This is a genomic window from Streptomyces sp. NPDC006208, from assembly GCF_040613775.1.
Classification (GTDB): domain Bacteria; phylum Actinomycetota; class Actinomycetes; order Streptomycetales; family Streptomycetaceae; genus Streptomyces.
Genome location: NZ_JBEXSW010000017.1, coordinates 119762 through 137318, shown reverse-complemented (window position 1 = coordinate 137318; position 17557 = coordinate 119762). Strand labels below are relative to the sequence as shown.

The window sequence follows — 17557 nt, the reverse complement described above, 5'->3', positions numbered from 1 at the left end:
GCAGACAGCTCAGCGGGACCGGCACCGCCAACGGCGCTCGCCGGCTGTCGGGCGCATTCCCTTCCGCTGGGCTCGGCTGCTCACGGTCATCATGCCTGCGGCCATCCCGGCCTTGACATCAACCATGACTTGGATCACGGGAGTCGAGGGACCGCAGCGGAAACGCATCAGACCGGGTGCGGTTGATTCCAGGCAAGGCAGACATCCTCAAGTGCTCGTGATGGGATGGCACTTGAGAAGGGGGCATCATGGTCGTCCAGGTACGCGGTGTGGTGCTGCCCGAGAGGGAGCAGCGCTCCTTCTGGATCGACGGCGACGTGCTGCGCACCGAGCCCGTTCCCGGTGCCGAACTGGTCGTCGACGGCGGCTGGCTGTTGCCGGGGCTGGTCGACGTGCACACACATCCGGGCAGTGAGTCGCACGACAGGCCGTTCGAGGATGAGACCCTGCGCCGGCATCTGACCGATCACCGCGACGCCGGGGTACTTCTCGTGCGCACGCCGGGCACTGCCGCGCCGATGCCCGCATGGGTGGACGACGCCCCCGATCTTCCCCGCGTGCGGTCCGCCGGGCGCTGGCTGGCCACACCGGGCCGTTTCTTTCCGGGAGTCGGACGCGACATCCGCGAGGACGAGCTCAGCGGTGCGGCGGTCGAAGAGGCACAGGCCTCCTCCGGGTGGACAAAGATCATCGGGGATTGGCGCTGGAACGAGCCGGCCGTTCCGCTCGACATCCTCACCGCCGCCGTCGCGGCCGTGCATGCTGCCGGCGGCAAGGTGTCCGTGCACTGCCAGACGTCGGAAGGGTGCCGCAACGCCGTCCTCGCGGGCGCCGACAGCCTGGAACACGGCATGCACCTCGATCCGGCCCTGCTCGACCGGATGGCCCGTCAGGGCACCGCGCTGGTGCCCACCCTGGCCGTGTTCGGTGCGGGCGCCGAGGAAATGCGCGCCGACGAGCGGACTCCCTCCCGAGAGTCCTGGCTGCGCGGTTGGGACGGCATGCCGGGCAACGTACGCGCCGCTCATGAAGCCGGGGTGACCGTCCTCGCCGGAACCGACAGCTTCCCCTGCGGGACCATCGCCGACGAGACCGCCTGGCTCGTACGCGCCGGTGTCCCCGCGGAGGCGGCCGTGGGAGCCGCCTCCTGGACGGCCAGGTCCTGGCTCGGCCTGCCGGGGCTCGTCGAGGGCGCGCCCGCCGATCTCATCGCGTTCGACACCGATCCGACGCTGGATCCGCGCGCGCTGCGCCATCCCAGCCGGATCATCCTGCGGGGACGCGTCGTCGCCTGACGCCGCTCGGGCCCGGCCCGGGAGGCCGCCCCGGGCCTCCCCGCGATCATTCGCCGAACGGCTCGTCGCTCCACCGGAACCAAGCCCGGTCGCCCTCGATGTGCAGCAGGAATTCGGCCACCGGCCCCGTGGGGGACACCAGGGACACGGCCCGCCCGATGTCCGCGTAGACGGCCTCCCACTCCTCTCCCGCCGTCTCGTCCTCGTCGTAGCGTTCGAGCAGTTCGAGCTCCCGATGGAACAGCGGCTCGACCGTTGCGAACCCGGGACCTGGGACGAAGCGGCCGTGCAGCCAGGGGAAGTCGGCCTCGTCGATCACGATGTCGCCGACCGCGTCTCCCGCCGCGCCGAGCACGCGCCAGATGTCACCCATGGGTCCCGTCCCCTCCGAGCGGCACGCGGCCGCTCACCTGATCGTGAAGCAGCCATCATGCAGGCCCCGGCCTCCCGGTGGGCGTGGAGGTCACACGCAGCAGGACGCGGGCGGGTGCAGCAGGGGGCTGTCCTGGCGGGTCAGCCACTGGCGGTAGGGTCCCGCGCGCTGGGCCGCCTCGCGGTAGGCCGCGACCAGGTCCGCGTACACCGCCTCGTACACCTCGGCGCCGGAACCGGGCCGGAAGTACAGCAGCAGCCGGACGGCGAGGGGGTCGCCGCGCAGGGGCCGGATCGCCATGTCCTCGCGCGGAAGCGAGGTCGGCTGACAGGGGGCGACGGCCTCGCCGACCGCGATCAGTGAGGCAGCGGTGTGGTAATCCCCGTGCAGAACCGCAGGGTTGAGCCCGGCCGCGCTCAGCACCCGGCGCAGCCCGTCCCATTCGCCGTCCACCGTCGGATCGACCATCCAGCGGTCGTCGGCGAGGTCGGCAAGCTCCACAACAGGGGCCGCCGCGGCCGGATGGTCGCGGGCCATGGAGACGAACTGCGGTTCGCGCTCCATCAGTACGCGTACCCCGAGGCCGTCCGGCACCCGCAGCGGCGAGCCCTCCACCTCGTGCACGAAAGCGACATCGAGCTGTCCCGCGGCGACCATCCGCAGCAGGGCGTTGGCGGACACGTCCATGTGCAGCGAGATGTCGGTGCCCAGCAGCCGCTTTCGCAGGCGGCGCAGCCAGCCGGCAAGTGCGCGGCTGGCGGTGGAGCCGATCCGCAGCCGGGTGCCGCCGTCCCAGGCCTCCGCCTTTGCCTCGACGATCAGCGCGGCCATCTCGGCCACCAACGGGCGGGCGCGGCTCAGCACGGCGCGCCCCAGCGGGGTCGGCCGGCACCCGGTGCGCTCGCGCGAGAACAGCTCCGCGCCAAGGAAGTTCTCGATCCTGCGCAGCTGGGTCGTCAGGGACGGCTGGCTGACACCCAGTTGCCGGGCCGCTTTGTGCAGGCTGCCGCTGTCGGCTATGGCGCACAGCGCACGCAGGTGCCTCACCTCGAGCTCCATGTCCTGAGCGTAGAGCGGCCCCAACTGCCGCACCAGACAATGGAGTTGTGGCAGGAGGGACGAATCGTGGCAGCCTGCCGGAGGAATGCCGGGTGACCCGCAGAAGGCGGGCGATGCGGCTGGGTTATCGCCGATTGGCATCATCCGTACGGGGGTTCGACTCCCGGACACTCTGCCCTACCGAATCGTTTCATCGGACGAGCAGGAGCCCCCCATGCGTCACTTCAGATCGTTACTCGCCGCCGCCCTCGGTCTCGGCCTCGCCGCCACCCTGGGCACCTTGCCCGCCACCGCTGCCACGACGGCCAACTCCCCTGCGGCCGCCGCCTCTTCTTCGTACGCAGCCTACGAAGGCTCTGCCGAGGACGCCAAGGCCACCCAGGCGTTCTTCGACGCGGTCGTCGCGTCGGTGTCCAAGAAGCGCGCCGCGAATCCGGGCGCCCAAGCCGTCACCGTCGTCTACAGCGCGAGCAACGCCCCGAGCTTCCGGAACCAGATAGCACGCAGCACCCAGATCTGGAACAGCTCGGTCGGCAATGTGCGGCTGCAGGAAGGCAGCAGCCCCGACTTCCGGTACTACGAGGGCAACGACCCGCGCGGTTCGTACGCGAGCACCGACGGGCACGGCCGCGGCTACATATTCCTCGACTACCGGCAGAACCAGCAGTACAACTCCACCCGCGTCACTGCCCACGAGACCGGCCATGTGCTCGGCCTGCCGGACCACTACTCCGGGCCGTGCAGCGAACTGATGTCGGGCGGCGGCCCGGGACCGTCCTGCCAGAACGCCGTACCGAACACGCAGGAGCGCGCTCGCGTGAACCAGTTGTGGGCCAACGGTCTCGCGGCTGCCGTCGCCCGCGTCTCCTGACGGGGGCCCGCCCCGGAAGCCGATAGGCGAGGGCGCCCCGCAGCGCACAGCGGGGCGCCCTTCCCCGGGCTCGCCCGGATTTCGCCCTTCCGCTCCATGCGCCCAGAGCGGAAAGGCTTGGCCGTCCCAGCGATCCGGGAAATGCTGGCAAGCATGAGCGACAAGCCCACCACGCTGTACGAGGCCGTGGGCGGCGCGGACGCGCTGCGCCGCCTGAGCAACACGTTCTATGAAGCCGTGCTCGCCGACCCGCTGCTCGCCCCCGTCTTCGCCGACTTCACCCCCACCCATGTCGAGCGTGTCGCCGTCTGGCTGGCCGAGGTCTTCGAGGGACCCACCCGCTTCACCGACGAGCTGGGCGGTCACCAGGCTCTGCTGGACGCCCATCTCGGACTGCACATCACCGAGGAGCAGCGGCTGCGCTGGATGGAGCTGATGAGTGACGCGGTGGCGAAGGAGCTGCCCGACGACGAGCTGCTGCGCCGCCGGGTCGTGGAGTACTTCGACTGGGGAACGAAGATCGCCCGCGATGTGTCGGCCGATCCGCCCGGCACGGATCTCGGCGAACCCGGCCCCACCCCGCGCTGGAGCTGGGACGGGCTGCGCTGACCAGGCCGGCGGGGCTCAGGCGCCGGCCGGCTCCCGGTGGCCGAGCCCGGCTCCGGGCGGCAGCTGCTGCCGGATGCGGTTCAGTACGTCCTCGAAGTCGCCTTCCGCTCCCCCGGACTCGTAGGCCGTACCACCGTAGTGCAACGTCAGATTGAGATCCGCACGGTCCAGCGGGGCGCCGGGCCCGGTCGGCTCTCCCAGCGTCAACAGACAGCTGAGCGTTGCCTGTTGCACTGCGCCGTCGGCGTGCACCGGCAACGGCATGTCCCATTCGAGCACGCAGGAGGACAGCACGCGGTCGGTACCGACCGCGTGCATCGCGGCGAACGTCGCCCCCTCGTACTCAACACCCTTGATACATGTGTGCAGTTGGCCGCCTCTCGCGGCTATGGTGAACGCTTCCGCGCCCTGCCGGTCGCGGTACCAGCCCGCCCACACTTCAGTCGACTCCGATGACATGGCGCGGACTGTAGCGGTACGGCTGCCTCCGCGGTGCATCCGGCCTCCCACTTTCAGGAGGCGGCGACCTCTTCTCCTGGCTCGTCCCTCTGCTTGTCGGTGCAGAGCACGCACTCGGGATTACGGCACGGGCCCGGCTCCCAGGCGGGGACGAACGCCCCGAACATCTTGTGTCGCTTGATGACCGTGCCGACAGGCTGCCCACAGGCCTGGCACACAGGCTCCTCCTGCGGGCGGCGGTCGGCATGGTGTCCTTCGCTACCCATAAGTCAAGGATAAGACGGTACGGGCGTCTCGGACAGCCTGAGCCGCCGGCCGTCCTGGCCATCGGGAACGGGGACAGGCGGACCCCGGCGGCCTGCCCGTCTCAGCGGGTGCGCCGGGTGACGAACTCCGCCAGGGCCAGCAGATCGCCCGCCGCGGTGAGGTCCGGCACCGCGTGGGCGAGTTCGTCGACGGCCCTGGACATGCGCTCGGCGGCATGCAGCTGTGCCCAGTCACGGCCGCCCGCCGCGTCGACCGCGTCTGCGGCACGGCGCACGGCGGACGGGGTCATCGGCCGCCGGTACAGTTGCGCAAGCTCGGCTCCGGCCGGCGTACCGGACGCCAGGGCCGCGACCACGGGCAGTGACTTCTTGCGGGCCGCGAGATCCGCCCCGGCCGGTTTGCCCGTACGCTCCGGGTCCCCCCAGATCCCGATCAGGTCGTCGATGAGCTGGAAGGCGAGACCGGCCTCCCGCCCGAACGCGTCCATGGCCGCGACCGCCTCCGCCCCCGCTCCCGCGTACAGCGCGCCGAGTGCACAGGCGCAGCCGAGGAGCGCCCCCGTCTTCGCCGTCGCCATGGCGAGGCACTCCTCCAGCGAGACCTCGTGCGGCCCCCGCTCCTCGAAGGAGCAGTCGGCCTGCTGCCCCGCGCACAGCTCGATGACGCAGGCCGCGAGCCGCTGCGACGCCGCGAGCGAGGCAGGGTGGGAGTCCTCGGCGAGCAGCCGCAGCGCGAGGGCGAACATGGCGTCCCCGGCGACGATGGCGTCCGGGATGCCGAAGACCGTCCAGGCGGTGGGGCGGTGTCTTCGGGTGGGGTCCTCGTCGATGACGTCGTCGTGCAGCAGGGTGAAGTTGTGCGCCAGCTCCACGGCGGCGGCCGCCGCCACGGCCTGCTGAGGATCACCGCCCAGCGCACGGCACGCGGCAAGGACCATCGCGGGTCTGACTGCCTTGCCCGCCGAACCGAGGCCCGGTGTGCCGTCGGCCTGCTCCCAGCCGAAGTGGTACAGCGCCACCCGGCGTACGGCGCCGGGCAAGGTCTCGATGGTGGACCGTAGTTGAGGAGTGACGGCGGTTCGGGTGCGCTCCAGCAGGACGCCGGCCTCACGGCCCTGGGTGGTGTCCGACATGGTCAACTGAGCGATCCTTTCGCGGGAGTGGCGTGCCGGGTCGTGTGCGAGGGCGGCGGGCCGGCGGGCACGGGGCGCGACAGGGCGCCGCGCCCCTGCTGCGCCGGTCACCGCCAGCGGCTGACCTCCACGTTCTCCAGGACGCCGAGGGCGTCGGGGACCAGCACGGCCGCCGAGTAGTAGGCCGTGACCAGGTACGAGATGATCGCCTGCTCGTCGATGCCCATGAATCGCACCGACAGGCTGGGCTCGATCTCGTCCGGAATGCCGCTCTGGCGGAGGCCGACGACACCCTGGTCCTCCTCGCCCGTACGCATGCAGATGATGGAGGTGGTCCGGGCGTCGGAGACCGGGATCTTGTTGCACGGGAAGATCGGCACCCCGCGCCAGGCCGGCACATGGTGCCCGGCCACCTCCACGCTCTCGGGGACCAGACCGCGCTTGTTGCACTCGCGGCCGAAGGCCGCGATGGCCCGCGGATGCGCGAGGAACAGCTTCGACCCGCGCCTCCGCGACAGGAGCTCGTCCATGTCGTCCGGGCTCGGCGCTCCGTCGTGCGGCTGCAGCCGCTGCCCGTAGTCGCAGTTGTGCAGCAGACCGAACTCCCGGTTGTTGATCAGCTCGTGCTCCTGGCGCTCGCGCAGCGCCTCGACCGTGAGCCGCAACTGCTGCTCGGTCTGGTTCATCGGCTGGTTGTAGAGGTCGGCGACCCGGCTGTGCACCTTCAGCACGGTCTGCGCGACGCTCAGTTCGTACTCGCGCGGCGATGCGTCGTAGTCCACGTACGTGTGCGGGACGACGGCCTCGCCGACATGGCCGGCCGACAGATCGATCTCCGCCTCGCCGTACTTGTTCGTGCGCTGCTCGGGCAGGGCGGCGATGCCTGCCAGATGGGTGCGCAGCGACACGGCGCGGTCGGCGAGGTTGACCACGTCGTCCCTGGTCAGCACCAGCACGGTGCATGCCGTCGCGGCGCGGACGGTGTACTGCCAGACCGCGCCGCGGTCCACGAGCGTCTCCTCGCCGAAGTAGGCACCGTCGGCGAGGACGCCGAGCACCGCCTCGTCGCCGTACGGCCCTTCGCCGATCTGCTCCACGCGGCCATGGGCCAGCAGATAGATCCGGTCCGCGGCCTCCCCGCCCGCGGCCAGCACCTCTCCGGCCGCGAACTCCCGCTGCTCGCAGCGCTGCGCCAGCTCGGTGAGCACCGCCTCGTCGCCGTAGTCCCGCAGTGCCGGCAGCTCGCCGAGCTCGGCGGGGATGACGGCGACCCGGTCCCCGGTCTGCACAAACGTGACCCGGCCGTCGCCGACCGAATAGCTGAGGCGGCGGTTCACCCGGTACGTACCGCCCTGCACCTGGACCCATGGCAGCATCCGCAGCAGCCACCGTGAGGTGATCTCCTGCATCTGCGGGGCCGACTTGGTGGTGGTCGCGAGGTTCCGTGCGGCTGCGGTGCCGAGACTCTGCTGTGGCGTCTGCTCGCGGACCTCGTTGCCTGCGGAACCGACCGAACCAACCGTCATGTGTGTCCCTCTCGCTCACGATCATGGTTCTGACCTGCGACAGCAAGCCTTCCAGCGCGGAGCGTGCGTGCGCCATTACACAAATGAGTGGGACTGGACGCGCCGCATCGGGGCAGGTCCGGACCGCCTCGCACGCGGTCCGCAGGTCGCGGGCGTGTCCGGGAGTGCCTGAGGTGGCCCGGCACAGGTGACCCGACAATGGACGGGTGACCAGGGAAGCGCTCGACCTCACCGCCGCACTGCGGCCGCGGCTGCCGTCGCCGCTGCAGCCGGCCGAGGACGAGCGCTTCGCCCGGCACGGCGTACGGCTCCTGCTCAAGCGGGACGATCTGATCCACCCCGACCTCCCCGGCAACAAGTGGCGCAAGCTGGCCCTCAACCTGCGGGCCGCAGAGGGCCGCCCGGTGCTCACGTTCGGCGGTGCGTACTCCAACCATCTGCGCGCGACGGCCGCGGCGGGCCGGCTGCTGGGTTTCCCCACGATCGGTGTCGTACGCGGCGACGAACTGGCCGCACGCCCGCTCAACCCGTCCCTGGCGCGGTGCACCCGCGACGGTATGCGCCTGGTGTTCGTCGACCGCGCGGCATACCGCGCCAAGGACGACCCCCAGGTGCGCGCCGGGATCCTGCGACGGGCTGCGGCCGGTGACGCGTACGTCGTCCCCGAGGGCGGCAGCAACGCCCTCGCCGCGCGCGGCTGCGCCGAACTCGGCCGCGAGCTGCACTCTCTCGCGGATGTCGTCGGCGTGGCCTGCGGCACCGGCGGCACCCTCTCCGGTCTGGCCGCCGGTCTGGGCGAAGGCGGGCGCGCGCTGGGCTTCCCGGTGCTCAAGGGCGGCTTCCTCACCGAGGCGGTCCGCTCGCTGCAGGCCGAGGCTTTCGGCGGCCCGGCCGGCCACTGGTCGCTGGACGAGCGCTTCCACTGCGGCGGCTATGCCCGTACGACCCCTGAACTCGAAGCGTTCGCAGCCGACTTCGAGTCCCGCCACCGGCTGCCGGTGGAACGCGTCTACGTCGCCAAGATGCTGCTGGGCCTGACGACGCTCGCCGAGGAGGGCGCGTTCGCCCGCGGTACGACGGTCGTGGCCGTGATCACCGGCCACGATGACGGCGGTGGACGGCCGGAGGCCCGATGACACGCGCCGGGCCACCCGCCTGCCGCCGGCCACCCGTGTCCGGCACGGCGCGGTGAGTCAGGCCCCTTCCCGGTACGCGGCCGCCTCCTCCAGGTCCAGACGGCGCAGCAGCGTACGCATCATCTCGTCGTCGATCTCCCTGAGGTTGCGCAGCTCCACGAACACGTCCCGCTCGGCGGCGATCATCTCCCGGGCCAGGCGCCGGTACGTGTCGTCCGCCGACTCGCCGGTCTCCTCGTTCACCGAACCGAGCCTCTCCCACACCGAGTTGCGTCGCCGCTCCAGCACGGAGCGCAGCCGGTCGGCGAGCGGCTGCGGCAGCCGGTTGCCCGGGTCCGCCAGCAGTCGCTCGAGTTGCCGCTCGGCCGCCGCGGACGCCTGGCTCTGCGCCTGTGCCTCGGCCAGCGTCTCGGCGTACACGTCACGGGCGGGCAGCTTCAGCGCGCGGATCAGCGGCGGCAGGGTCAGGCCCTGGCCCACCAGCGTGCCGATCACCGTGGTGAAGGTGAGGAAGAGGACAAGGTTGCGGGCCGGGAAGGGCTCGCCGTCCTCCGTCACCACCGGGATCGAGAACGCGATCGCCAGGGACACCACACCCCGCATGCCGGCCCAGCCGACGATCAGCGGCGCGGTCCAGTTGGTGTCCGGTTCGCGTTCCCTGATCCGCGCGGACAGCATGCGCGGCAGGAACGTCGCCGGAAACACCCACACGAAGCGCATGACGACCACGGCGGCGAAGACCCCGACCGCGTACGTGAGGGACTCGACGACCCCGTACGCGCCGAGCCCGGACACGACGAACGAGAGCTGCAGCCCGATCAGGGCGAAGACCGACGACTCCAGGATGAACGCGACCACCTTCCACACCGCTCCCTCCTGGAGCCGGGTCGCGAAGTCGACCTGCCAATCGTGATGGCCGAGATACAGCGCGACGACGACCACCGCGAGGACTCCGGACGCCTGGACCTGTTCCGCGAGGGCGTAGGCGGCGAACGGGATCAGCAGGGAGAGCGTGTTCTGCAGCAGTGGCTCCGTGAGGTGCGTGCGCAGCCAGTGGATCGGCACCATCAGGGCCAGCCCGACGGCGATGCCCCCGAGCGCGGCCAGCGCGAACTCACGGACACCGTCGACCCAGCCCGCGCCCGCGCCGACCGCGGCGGCCAGGGCCACTTTGTACGCGGTGATCGCGGTGGCGTCGTTCACGAGGGATTCGCCCTGCAGGATCGTGGTGATCCGGTGGGGCAGACCGAGCCGGCGCGCGACGGCTGTCGCGGCGACGGCGTCCGGCGGTGCGACGACGGCACCGAGCACCAGCGCGGCGGCCAGCGGCAGATCGGGCACCAGCAGATAGGCGAAGTAACCGACCGTGACGGTCGCGAAAAGGGTGTAGCCGACCGACAGCAGCGCGATCGGCCGGGCGTTGGCGCGCAGATCGAGATAGGAGCTGTCGAGCGCCGCCGTGTGCAGCAGTGGCGGCAGCACCAGCGGCAGCACGATGTGCGGATCGAGGACGTAGTCCGGCACACCAGGCACGTACGAGGCGATCAGGCCGGCCGTGACGAGCAGCAGCGGCGCCGGTACGGGTGTCCTGCGTGCGGCACCCGCGACCGCGGCGCTCACCGCGATCAGTCCCACCAGATGCAAAACGTCCATGTCACCGACCTCGTGTCCGGTCCGTCAGCTGCGTCGTAATCTGGCAATCATGAGCGAGTGCACGCATGTAGCAGAACTGCCGCGCCCCGAGCCCGTGCCGCTGTCCAGCTCCTGCACCGAGTGCGAGGCGGTCGGCAGCCACCCCGTTCAGCTGCGGATCTGTCTGGTCTGCGGGCATGTGGCATGCTGCGACTCGTCGCCGCTGCGGCATGCGAGCGGGCACTTCCAGGAGACGGCCCATGCGGTCATGCGCAGTTTCGAGCCGGGGCAGACCTGGCGGTGGTGCTTTGTCGACGGTTCGATCGTCTGACGTCTGGGTACGTCAACCATCCGCTGGATCCGCTTATTTGGGCGGCGCAGACCCCTAGCCACTGTCCGTACTCATGTGCTTACCATGAGTGACAGCCATCGGCAGGGGTCCCGGCGACACGGCACCATGGATCGCGATAGCGTCGCCGGGCCAGTACCGGCTACGTATCGACTACGTACCGCAAGGCTCCGGGATCTTTCTCCCGTGGCCCCGAAAGAGCTTGTGCCACCTTGGAGGTGAGGGTGTCCCAGATCGCAGGCGAGCCCGGGACCCAGGACTTCGTGGAAGTCCGGCTGCCCGCTGCGGGTGCCTACCTGTCCGTGTTGCGTACGGCCACCGCAGGCCTCGCAGCACGATTGGACTTCACCCTCGACGAGATCGAGGATCTGCGGATCGCGGTCGACGAGGCATGCGCGATCCTGCTGCAGCAGGCTCTGCCCGGATCCGTCCTGAGCTGTGTGTTCCGGCTCGTCGACGACTCACTGGAGGTGACGGTCTCGGCACCGACGACCGACGGCCGGGCACCGGAGCGTGACACGTTCGCCTGGACGGTGCTTTCCGCACTGGCCGGCAAGGTCGACTCGTCGGTCGCCGACGACCGTACGGTCTCCATCAGCCTGTACAAGCAGCGCGGCGCGGGACCCGGGCCGGCGTGAGCGAGGGAAACGGGGACGGTCCGATGGCGCAGGACGAGGAGCGAGGCCCCCGGGTGCTGAGCGCGTCGACCGGCATCCCGGACCAGCAGGCACGGCCGCACCCGGTGGTGGACGAACCTGACGGGCAGACGAGCGCGGCGGAGCAGGCGGAGCAGGTAGACCGGATGAGCGAGCAGCACGAGCAGCAACCGCAGGAGCCACTGCAGGCGCCACCGCAACAGCACGAGCTCCATGATCGCAGCGGGGCGCGGGCGATGTTCTTCGAGCTGCGCAAACTGCCCGACGGGTCGCCCGAGCGTGCGGAGCTGCGCAATCAGCTCGTGCGGATGCATCTGCCGCTGGTCGAGCACCTGGCGCGGCGGTTCCGCAACCGCGGCGAGCCGCTCGACGATCTGACCCAGGTCGCGACCATCGGTCTGATCAAGTCGGTGGACCGCTTCGACCCGGAGCGCGGGGTGGAGTTCTCGACGTACGCGACCCCGACGGTCGTGGGCGAGATCAAGCGCCACTTCCGCGACAAGGGGTGGGCGGTCCGGGTCCCGCGGCGTCTGCAGGAGCTGCGGCTCGCGCTGACGACGGCGACGGCGGAGCTGTCCCAGCAGCACGGCCGCTCGCCCACGGTGCACGAGCTGGCCCATCGCCTGGGCATCTCGGAGGAAGAGGTCCTGGAAGGCCTGGAGTCGGCGAACGCGTACTCCACGCTGTCCCTGGACGTACCGGACACGGATGACGAGTCGCCGGCGGTGGCGGACACCCTGGGTGCCGAGGACGAGGCCCTGGAGGGCGTCGAGTACCGCGAGTCGCTCAAGCCGCTGCTCGAGGACCTGCCGCCGCGGGAGAAGCGGATCCTGCTGTTGCGTTTCTTCGGCAACATGACCCAGTCGCAGATCGCGCAGGAAGTGGGCATCTCCCAGATGCATGTCTCGCGGCTGCTGGCCCGCACGCTGGCCCAGCTCCGCGAGAAGCTGCTGGTGGAGGAGTAGGTCCCCGCACCCTTCGGCGCCCGTTCGACCCGGCGGGTCGGGCGGGCGCTACGCGTCGGTGCCGGTGCCGCCGATGCCCAGCGCCCGGGCCGTCGTCGGGTTGACCAGCAGAACCAGGCCGGTCAGCGCGACCGCCGCCACGACGACACCCAGCGGGATCAGCGCACCCGAGGCGCGCAGCAGGGTCCAGGCCGGGATCAGGGCGATCAGCTGCGTGATGATCGCCGGGCCCCTGCTCCAGCCGCGGCGGCGCAGCAGGCCGCGGGCCGCGGCGAGCGGAATCGCACCGAGAGCGATCAGGGTCAGACCGCCGGTCTCCGCCTGGGTGGGGCTGTCGGGACGGCCCAGCAGACCCATGACGAGCATGTAGAGGCCGCCGGCCACAAGCGCCAGGCCTTCCGCGGCGCACACCGCGGCAGCGGCGGTCAGGCGGACGGGGCGGGGGATCTGCTCATCACTCACCCGAGCAGGGTAGCCGGGGAGCGGCCCGGGACCGGAGCCCGGGGCTGGGCCGGGTACCCCTCAGTAGGTACTCTGCATCGCATGCGCGCACTTCTCGTGGTCAATCCGGCAGCAACCACCACCAGTGCCCGCACCCGGGACGTGCTGATCCACGCGCTCGCCAGCGAGATGAAGATCGAGGCCGTCACCACCGAGTACCGCGGCCACGCCCGCGACCTGGGCCGGCGGGCCGCCGAGTCCGGCGAGATCGACCTGGTCGTGGCCCTGGGCGGCGACGGCACCGTCAACGAGGTCGTGAACGGTCTGCTGCACGACGGTCCCGACCCCGAACGCCTGCCCCGGCTCGCCGTGGTCCCCGGCGGCTCCACGAATGTCTTCGCCCGCGCACTCGGACTGCCCAACGACGCCGTCGAGGCGACGGGCGCCATTCTGGACGCGCTGCGCGACCGGACCGAGCAGACGGTCGGGCTGGGCCTCGCCGCCGGCACCCCGGGCACGGAGGACGAGGGGGTACCGGCGCGCTGGTTCACCTTCTGCGCCGGTTTCGGCTTCGACGCCGGTGTCGTCGGCCGGGTCGAACAGCACCGTGAGCGCGGGAAGCGCTCCACGCACGCCCTGTACGTGCGCCAGGCGCTGCGCCAGTTCGTCGACGAGCCGCACCGCCGACACGGAACGATCACGCTGGAGAGCCCCGGTACCGACCCGGTGACCGACCTGGTGCTGTCCATAGTCTGTAACACCTCGCCGTGGACCTACCTGGGCAATCGTCCGGTGTACGCGTCCCCCCGGGCCTCCTTCGAGACAGGGCTGGACGTCCTCGGACTGTCGAAGATGTCGGGGCCCGCCGTGGCCCGGTACGCGACCCAGCTGCTCACCTCCAGCCCCGAGCGCGGTCCACGCGGAAAGCACGCGGTCACACTGCACGACCTCACCGACTTCACCTTGCATTCAAAGGCTCCACTGCCCTTCCAGATGGACGGTGACCACCTCGGAGTGCGCACCAGCGTGACGTTCACAGGCGTACGCCGTGCACTGCGTGTGATTGTGTGAGCGGAACGCCCGGACGGCCTTTATCTCGAACGTATGGGCTGGCCTCCACCCCATAGAAGTACGGCTGTGACCTAGTCGACACCGAGGAATCAAAAAAAACTTTCCGGAAGGGGTTGTATCCGCCGCCGAGGTTTGCGAATCTCTACATGGCGATCGGGACGGCCCGCAACATCGGCCCCACAGACCGCCGGAACCCCTCCACGAATCCCAGGACCACACCGGGTAACCGGAAGTCGGCCCTTCGCTTACGGGGGGATTCGTGAAAGCGTTCACATTCACAAGCAACCGCACGTAATATCAAGGAGAGGTAGCAGCCATGGACTGGCGTCACAACGCCGTTTGCCGCGAGGAAGACCCCGAGCTCTTCTTCCCCATCGGCAACACCGGTCCTGCGCTGCTGCAGATCGAGGAAGCCAAGGCCGTCTGCCGTCGCTGCCCCGTCATGGAGCAGTGCCTGCAGTGGGCGCTCGAGTCCGGCCAGGACTCCGGCGTCTGGGGTGGCCTCAGCGAGGACGAGCGTCGCGCAATGAAGCGCCGCGCCGCTCGCAACCGGGCACGTAACGCCAGCGCCTGACGCCCCCTGCTACGAGCCTCAGCCGGCGGCGCGTACAGCGAGTACGCACTCACCGCCCCCGAGCCGCAGCGCGCAGTACCCACAATGCGCATCTCGCACATGCGAGCAACGTGAGCTTCGAGCCCCGGACCGTGTGAAACGGTCCGGGGCTCTTCGCTGTGCCGCGGCTTATCTCGTGTTCTTGCCGGGTACGGGGATGTCGAGCACGACCCGGGTGCCACGTCCGGGTCCATGGACCGGGACCATGTCGAAGGATCCGCCCAACTCCCCCTCCACCAGGGTCCTTACGATCTGCAGACCCAGATTGCCCGCCCGCTGGGGGTCGAAGTTCTCGGGCAGGCCGCGGCCGTCGTCCTGGACCGTGATCAGCAGCCGGCCGGACTCGACCTGCCGGCCGCTGCGGACCGCGGCGACCTCGACCGAGCCGTGTTCCCCCTGCGCAAAGGCGTGTTCGAGGGCGTTCTGCAGCACCTCGGTCAGCACCATCGACAGCGGGGTGGCGATCTCGGCGTCGAGGATGCCGAAGCGGCCGGTGCGGCGGCAGTCGACCTTGCCCGGGGAGATCTCCGCGACCATCGCGATCACCCGGTCGGCGATCTCGTCGAACTCGACGCGCTCGTCCAGGTTCTGGGACAGCGTCTCATGAACGATCGCGATCGATCCGACGCGACGAACGGCCTCGTTGAGCGCTTCGCGGCCGCGCACGGAATCCATCCGGCGGGCCTGCAGGCGCAGCAGCGCCGCGACCGTCTGGAGGTTGTTCTTCACCCGGTGGTGGATCTCCCGGATGGTGGCGTCCTTGGTGATCAACTCCCGCTCGCGGCGGCGCAGTTCGGTGACGTCGCGCAGCAGGATCAGGGAACCGATCCGGACGCCCTTCGGCTTGAGCGGGATGGCCCGCAGCTGGATCACTCCGCCATTGGCCTCCACCTCTGTCTCGCGGGGCGCGTAGCCGCTGGCGAGTTTGACCAAGGCCTCGTCCACCGGGCCGCGGGAGGGAGCGAGTTCGGCGGTGATCTGACCGAGATGCTGTCCGACCAGGTCCGAAGCGAGCCCCAGGCGGTGGTAGGCGGAGAGCCCGTTGGGGCTGGCGTACTGGACGACGCCATCGGCGTCGAGCCGGATGAGCCCGTCACCGACGCGCGGAGAGGCGTCCATGTCGACCTGCTGCCCCGGGAACGGGAAGGAGCCGGCCGCGATCATCTGGGCAAGGTCCGAGGCGGACTGGAGGTAGGTGAGCTCCAGGCGTGAGGGGGTCCGCACGGTCAGCAGGTTCGTGTTGCGGGCGATGACGCCGAGGACGCGGCCTCCACGGCGTACGGGGATGGACTCGACCCGTACGGGGACCTCCTCACGCCACTCCGGGTCGCCCTCGCGCACGATCCGGCCCTCGTCGAGCGCGGCGTCCAGCAGCGGGCGCCGGCCGCGCGGCACGAGATGGCCGACCATGTCGTCCTGGTAGGAGGTCGGGCCGGTGTTGGGCCGCATCTGGGCGACGGACACATAGCGGGTGCCGTCGCGGGTGGGGACCCACAGGACGAGGTCGGCGAAGGAGAGGTCGGAGAGCAGCTGCCACTCCGACACCAGCAGATGGAGCCACTCGAGGTCGGACTCGGTGAGGGCGGTGTGCTGGCGGACGAGGTCGTTCATGGAGGGCACATCTGCGAGCGTACCTGTGGGATGAACCTGTTCATCCGTCCGCCCGTACTGGAGGATGGGCAGGCAACTATGCTCTGCAGATGGATGGACAGCCCCGAATGGTCTAGTCCACAATCCTTGATAGAGCCTCCGCCCTCCCCGCACAGGAGGGTGGACCGAGGTACTTGGCGCTCTCTGCCCTGACTGCGCCGGGACCTCCACAAGGCCTGCGGGACCGCACACCCGCCGGCCGGGAACTCCGGGCTGCGGTGCCGGACGGGTCGAGGGTCCCGTCCCGGCGCCGCGGCCCGCGGGTGTTCTGTGCCCGGGCGCGTGCCGACGCGCCGGGAAAGGCAACCCCTCAGTGCGTCTCCGTCACCTTCGCCAGGGCCCTCGGCGCGTCCGGATCGTGGCCGCGGGCGATGGTGACCTCGTGGGCCAGCAGTTGCATCGGCAGGATCTCCAGGATCGGCTGGAGCTCTTCGGGGACGCTCTCGGTCGGCAGTACGAAGCCCTCCGACGCCGCTTCCACCTGGCGGGCGGGGCCCACCACCACAAGGTCCGCGCCGCGGCCGCGAAGGCGGTCCAGGACCGGCTGCAGGGCCTCGCCGCCCTTGCCGTCCGGGACGACCGCGATCACCGGGGAGATGTTGTCCACCATGGCCAGCGGGCCGTGCATCAGGTCCGCGCCGGAGTAGGCAAGGGCCGGGATGTAGCTCGTTTCCATGAGCTTCAGCGCGGCTTCCTTTGCCGTCGGGTAGCCATAGCCACGCGAGGTGATGACCATCCGCTCGGCGAAGCGGTAGCGCGCGGCCAGCCGGCGCACCTCGTCCCGGCGGTCCAGGGTCCGAGCCGCAAGCTCCGGCAGCATCTTGGCCGCGAAGCCGTCGCCCTCGCGCAGGCCCTCCACGAACAGATAGAGCGCCAGCAGCGAGGCGGTGTACGTCTTGGTGGCCGGCAGTGCCTTCTCCGGCCCGGCCAGGATGTCGATGTGGAACTCGGAGACCGCCGCCAGCGGGGAATCCTGGTTGTTGGTCACCGCGAGAGTGACCGCCCCGGCCTGCCGGGCCGCCTTGGTCGACGCCACGAGGTCCGGCGAGCCGCCGGACTGGCTGACGGCGATGACCAGGACGTCGGTCAGGTCGGGCCGCGCGCCGTACGCCGTGGTCGTGGACATGGACGTCAGCCCGCACGGCAGCCCGAGCCGGATCTCCAGCAGGTACTTCCCGTACAGCGCTGCGTTGTCGGACGTGCCGCGTGCGGTCAGCAGCACGAACCGCGGGCGCCTCGCCGCGATCGCGTCGGCGACCTCACGGATCCTGGGCGCACCCTCCTCGATGATGCGCCGCAGGACCGCGGGCTGCTGCGCCATCTCGCCGGACATGATCCGGCCCGGGTGCTCTCTGTGCTCGGACGGCATCGCGGCGGACATGCTGGGTGCCTCCAGGCGGTCCAGGTGCCGGGCGCCGAGGGCTCCCCGGCATCGCCCGGCACAGCACGGTCC

Annotated in this window: 19 protein-coding genes; 9 read left to right on the top strand and 10 right to left on the bottom strand. The window is 70.5% G+C overall.

The genetic code is table 11. The features are described 5' to 3' along the window. The first annotated feature begins 248 nt into the window (after nt 1–248). Nucleotides 249–1295 carry an amidohydrolase family protein gene (locus ABZ208_RS16495; protein ID WP_356910169.1) on the top strand — a complete coding sequence of 349 codons (1047 nt, stop codon included), beginning with the start codon at nt 249–251 and terminating at the stop codon, nt 1293–1295. 46 nt (nt 1296–1341) lie between these two features. Here ABZ208_RS16495 and ABZ208_RS16490 read toward each other — a convergent pair whose 3' ends face one another. Both ABZ208_RS16490 and ABZ208_RS16485 read right to left on the bottom strand, forming a co-directional pair. Beyond that, entirely contained in the window at nt 1342–1668 is a 327-nt protein-coding gene (locus ABZ208_RS16490) for a hypothetical protein (protein ID WP_356910168.1), read from the bottom strand. Between the two features lie 90 nt (nt 1669–1758). Next, nucleotides 1759–2727: a LysR family transcriptional regulator gene (locus tag ABZ208_RS16485; protein WP_356910167.1), complete on the bottom strand. Its 969-nt coding sequence runs from the start codon at nt 2725–2727 to the stop codon at nt 1759–1761. Between the two features lie 214 nt (nt 2728–2941). Between ABZ208_RS16485 and snpA the strand changes: the two genes are divergently transcribed. Then, on the top strand, nt 2942–3598 hold the full coding sequence (gene snpA, locus ABZ208_RS16480; RefSeq protein WP_356910166.1) for a snapalysin: 657 nt from the start codon (nt 2942–2944) through the stop codon (nt 3596–3598). A gap of 153 nt (nt 3599–3751) precedes the next feature. Further along, a complete protein-coding gene (locus ABZ208_RS16475) occupies nt 3752–4207 on the top strand; it encodes a group II truncated hemoglobin (protein WP_356910165.1) in 456 nt (151 codons plus the stop codon). A 15-nt stretch (nt 4208–4222) separates the two neighbouring features. Here ABZ208_RS16475 and ABZ208_RS16470 read toward each other — a convergent pair whose 3' ends face one another. The 4 genes from ABZ208_RS16470 to ABZ208_RS16455 form a co-directional block, all read right to left on the bottom strand. Beyond that, nucleotides 4223–4666 carry a DUF6304 family protein gene (locus tag ABZ208_RS16470; protein WP_356910164.1) on the bottom strand — a complete coding sequence of 148 codons (444 nt, stop codon included), beginning with the start codon at nt 4664–4666 and terminating at the stop codon, nt 4223–4225. 53 nt (nt 4667–4719) lie between these two features. Further along, a complete protein-coding gene (locus tag ABZ208_RS16465; protein ID WP_356910163.1) occupies nt 4720–4932 on the bottom strand; it encodes a hypothetical protein in 213 nt (70 codons plus the stop codon). Nucleotides 4933–5033: 101 nt separating this feature from the next. Then, nucleotides 5034–6071, bottom strand: a complete 1038-nt coding sequence (locus ABZ208_RS16460) for a family 2 encapsulin nanocompartment cargo protein polyprenyl transferase (protein ID WP_356910162.1) — start codon at nt 6069–6071, stop codon at nt 5034–5036. Nucleotides 6072–6172: 101 nt separating this feature from the next. After that, the gene (locus tag ABZ208_RS16455; RefSeq protein WP_356910161.1) at nt 6173–7591 is read right to left on the bottom strand and encodes a family 2B encapsulin nanocompartment shell protein; all 1419 of its coding nucleotides are present in this window, start codon (nt 7589–7591) and stop codon (nt 6173–6175) included. Between the two features lie 206 nt (nt 7592–7797). On the opposite strand from ABZ208_RS16455, the gene ABZ208_RS16450 reads away from it, so the two are divergent. Beyond that, the gene (locus ABZ208_RS16450; protein WP_356910160.1) at nt 7798–8727 is read left to right on the top strand and encodes a pyridoxal-phosphate dependent enzyme; all 930 of its coding nucleotides are present in this window, start codon (nt 7798–7800) and stop codon (nt 8725–8727) included. 57 nt (nt 8728–8784) lie between these two features. Here ABZ208_RS16450 and ABZ208_RS16445 read toward each other — a convergent pair whose 3' ends face one another. Then, nucleotides 8785–10380 carry a Na+/H+ antiporter gene (locus ABZ208_RS16445; protein ID WP_356910159.1) on the bottom strand — a complete coding sequence of 532 codons (1596 nt, stop codon included), beginning with the start codon at nt 10378–10380 and terminating at the stop codon, nt 8785–8787. 49 nt (nt 10381–10429) lie between these two features. Here ABZ208_RS16445 and ABZ208_RS16440 point away from each other — a divergent pair, with 49 nt between their 5' ends. The 3 genes from ABZ208_RS16440 to ABZ208_RS16430 all read left to right on the top strand — a co-directional run bounded on the left by ABZ208_RS16440 (nt 10430) and on the right by ABZ208_RS16430 (nt 12329). Next, nucleotides 10430–10690 (top strand): UBP-type zinc finger domain-containing protein, encoded by a 261-nt coding sequence (locus ABZ208_RS16440; protein ID WP_356910158.1) that lies wholly within the window; start codon nt 10430–10432, stop codon nt 10688–10690. Between the two features lie 242 nt (nt 10691–10932). After that, nucleotides 10933–11346: an anti-sigma regulatory factor gene (locus ABZ208_RS16435; RefSeq protein WP_328396614.1), complete on the top strand. Its 414-nt coding sequence runs from the start codon at nt 10933–10935 to the stop codon at nt 11344–11346. A gap of 23 nt (nt 11347–11369) precedes the next feature. Then, nucleotides 11370–12329 carry an RNA polymerase sigma factor SigF gene (locus ABZ208_RS16430; RefSeq protein ID WP_356910188.1) on the top strand — a complete coding sequence of 320 codons (960 nt, stop codon included), beginning with the start codon at nt 11370–11372 and terminating at the stop codon, nt 12327–12329. Nucleotides 12330–12377: 48 nt separating this feature from the next. Here ABZ208_RS16430 and ABZ208_RS16425 read toward each other — a convergent pair whose 3' ends face one another. Continuing rightward, a complete protein-coding gene (locus ABZ208_RS16425; protein ID WP_356910157.1) occupies nt 12378–12791 on the bottom strand; it encodes a hypothetical protein in 414 nt (137 codons plus the stop codon). An 81-nt stretch (nt 12792–12872) separates the two neighbouring features. On the opposite strand from ABZ208_RS16425, the gene ABZ208_RS16420 reads away from it, so the two are divergent. Then, entirely contained in the window at nt 12873–13841 is a 969-nt protein-coding gene (locus ABZ208_RS16420; protein WP_356910156.1) for a diacylglycerol kinase family protein, read from the top strand. Nucleotides 13842–14157: 316 nt separating this feature from the next. After that, nucleotides 14158–14415 (top strand): WhiB family transcriptional regulator, encoded by a 258-nt coding sequence (locus tag ABZ208_RS16415; RefSeq protein ID WP_003953983.1) that lies wholly within the window; start codon nt 14158–14160, stop codon nt 14413–14415. Between the two features lie 168 nt (nt 14416–14583). Here ABZ208_RS16415 and ABZ208_RS16410 read toward each other — a convergent pair whose 3' ends face one another. Together ABZ208_RS16410 and ABZ208_RS16405 are read right to left on the bottom strand one after the other, a co-directional pair. Next, nucleotides 14584–16065, bottom strand: coding sequence for a histidine kinase N-terminal domain-containing protein (locus tag ABZ208_RS16410; protein WP_356910155.1), 1482 nt, complete (start codon nt 16063–16065; stop codon nt 14584–14586). Nucleotides 16066–16414: 349 nt separating this feature from the next. Then, nucleotides 16415–17485 carry an SIS domain-containing protein gene (locus ABZ208_RS16405; protein WP_356910154.1) on the bottom strand — a complete coding sequence of 357 codons (1071 nt, stop codon included), beginning with the start codon at nt 17483–17485 and terminating at the stop codon, nt 16415–16417. Between the last annotated feature and the right edge of the window lie 72 nt (nt 17486–17557).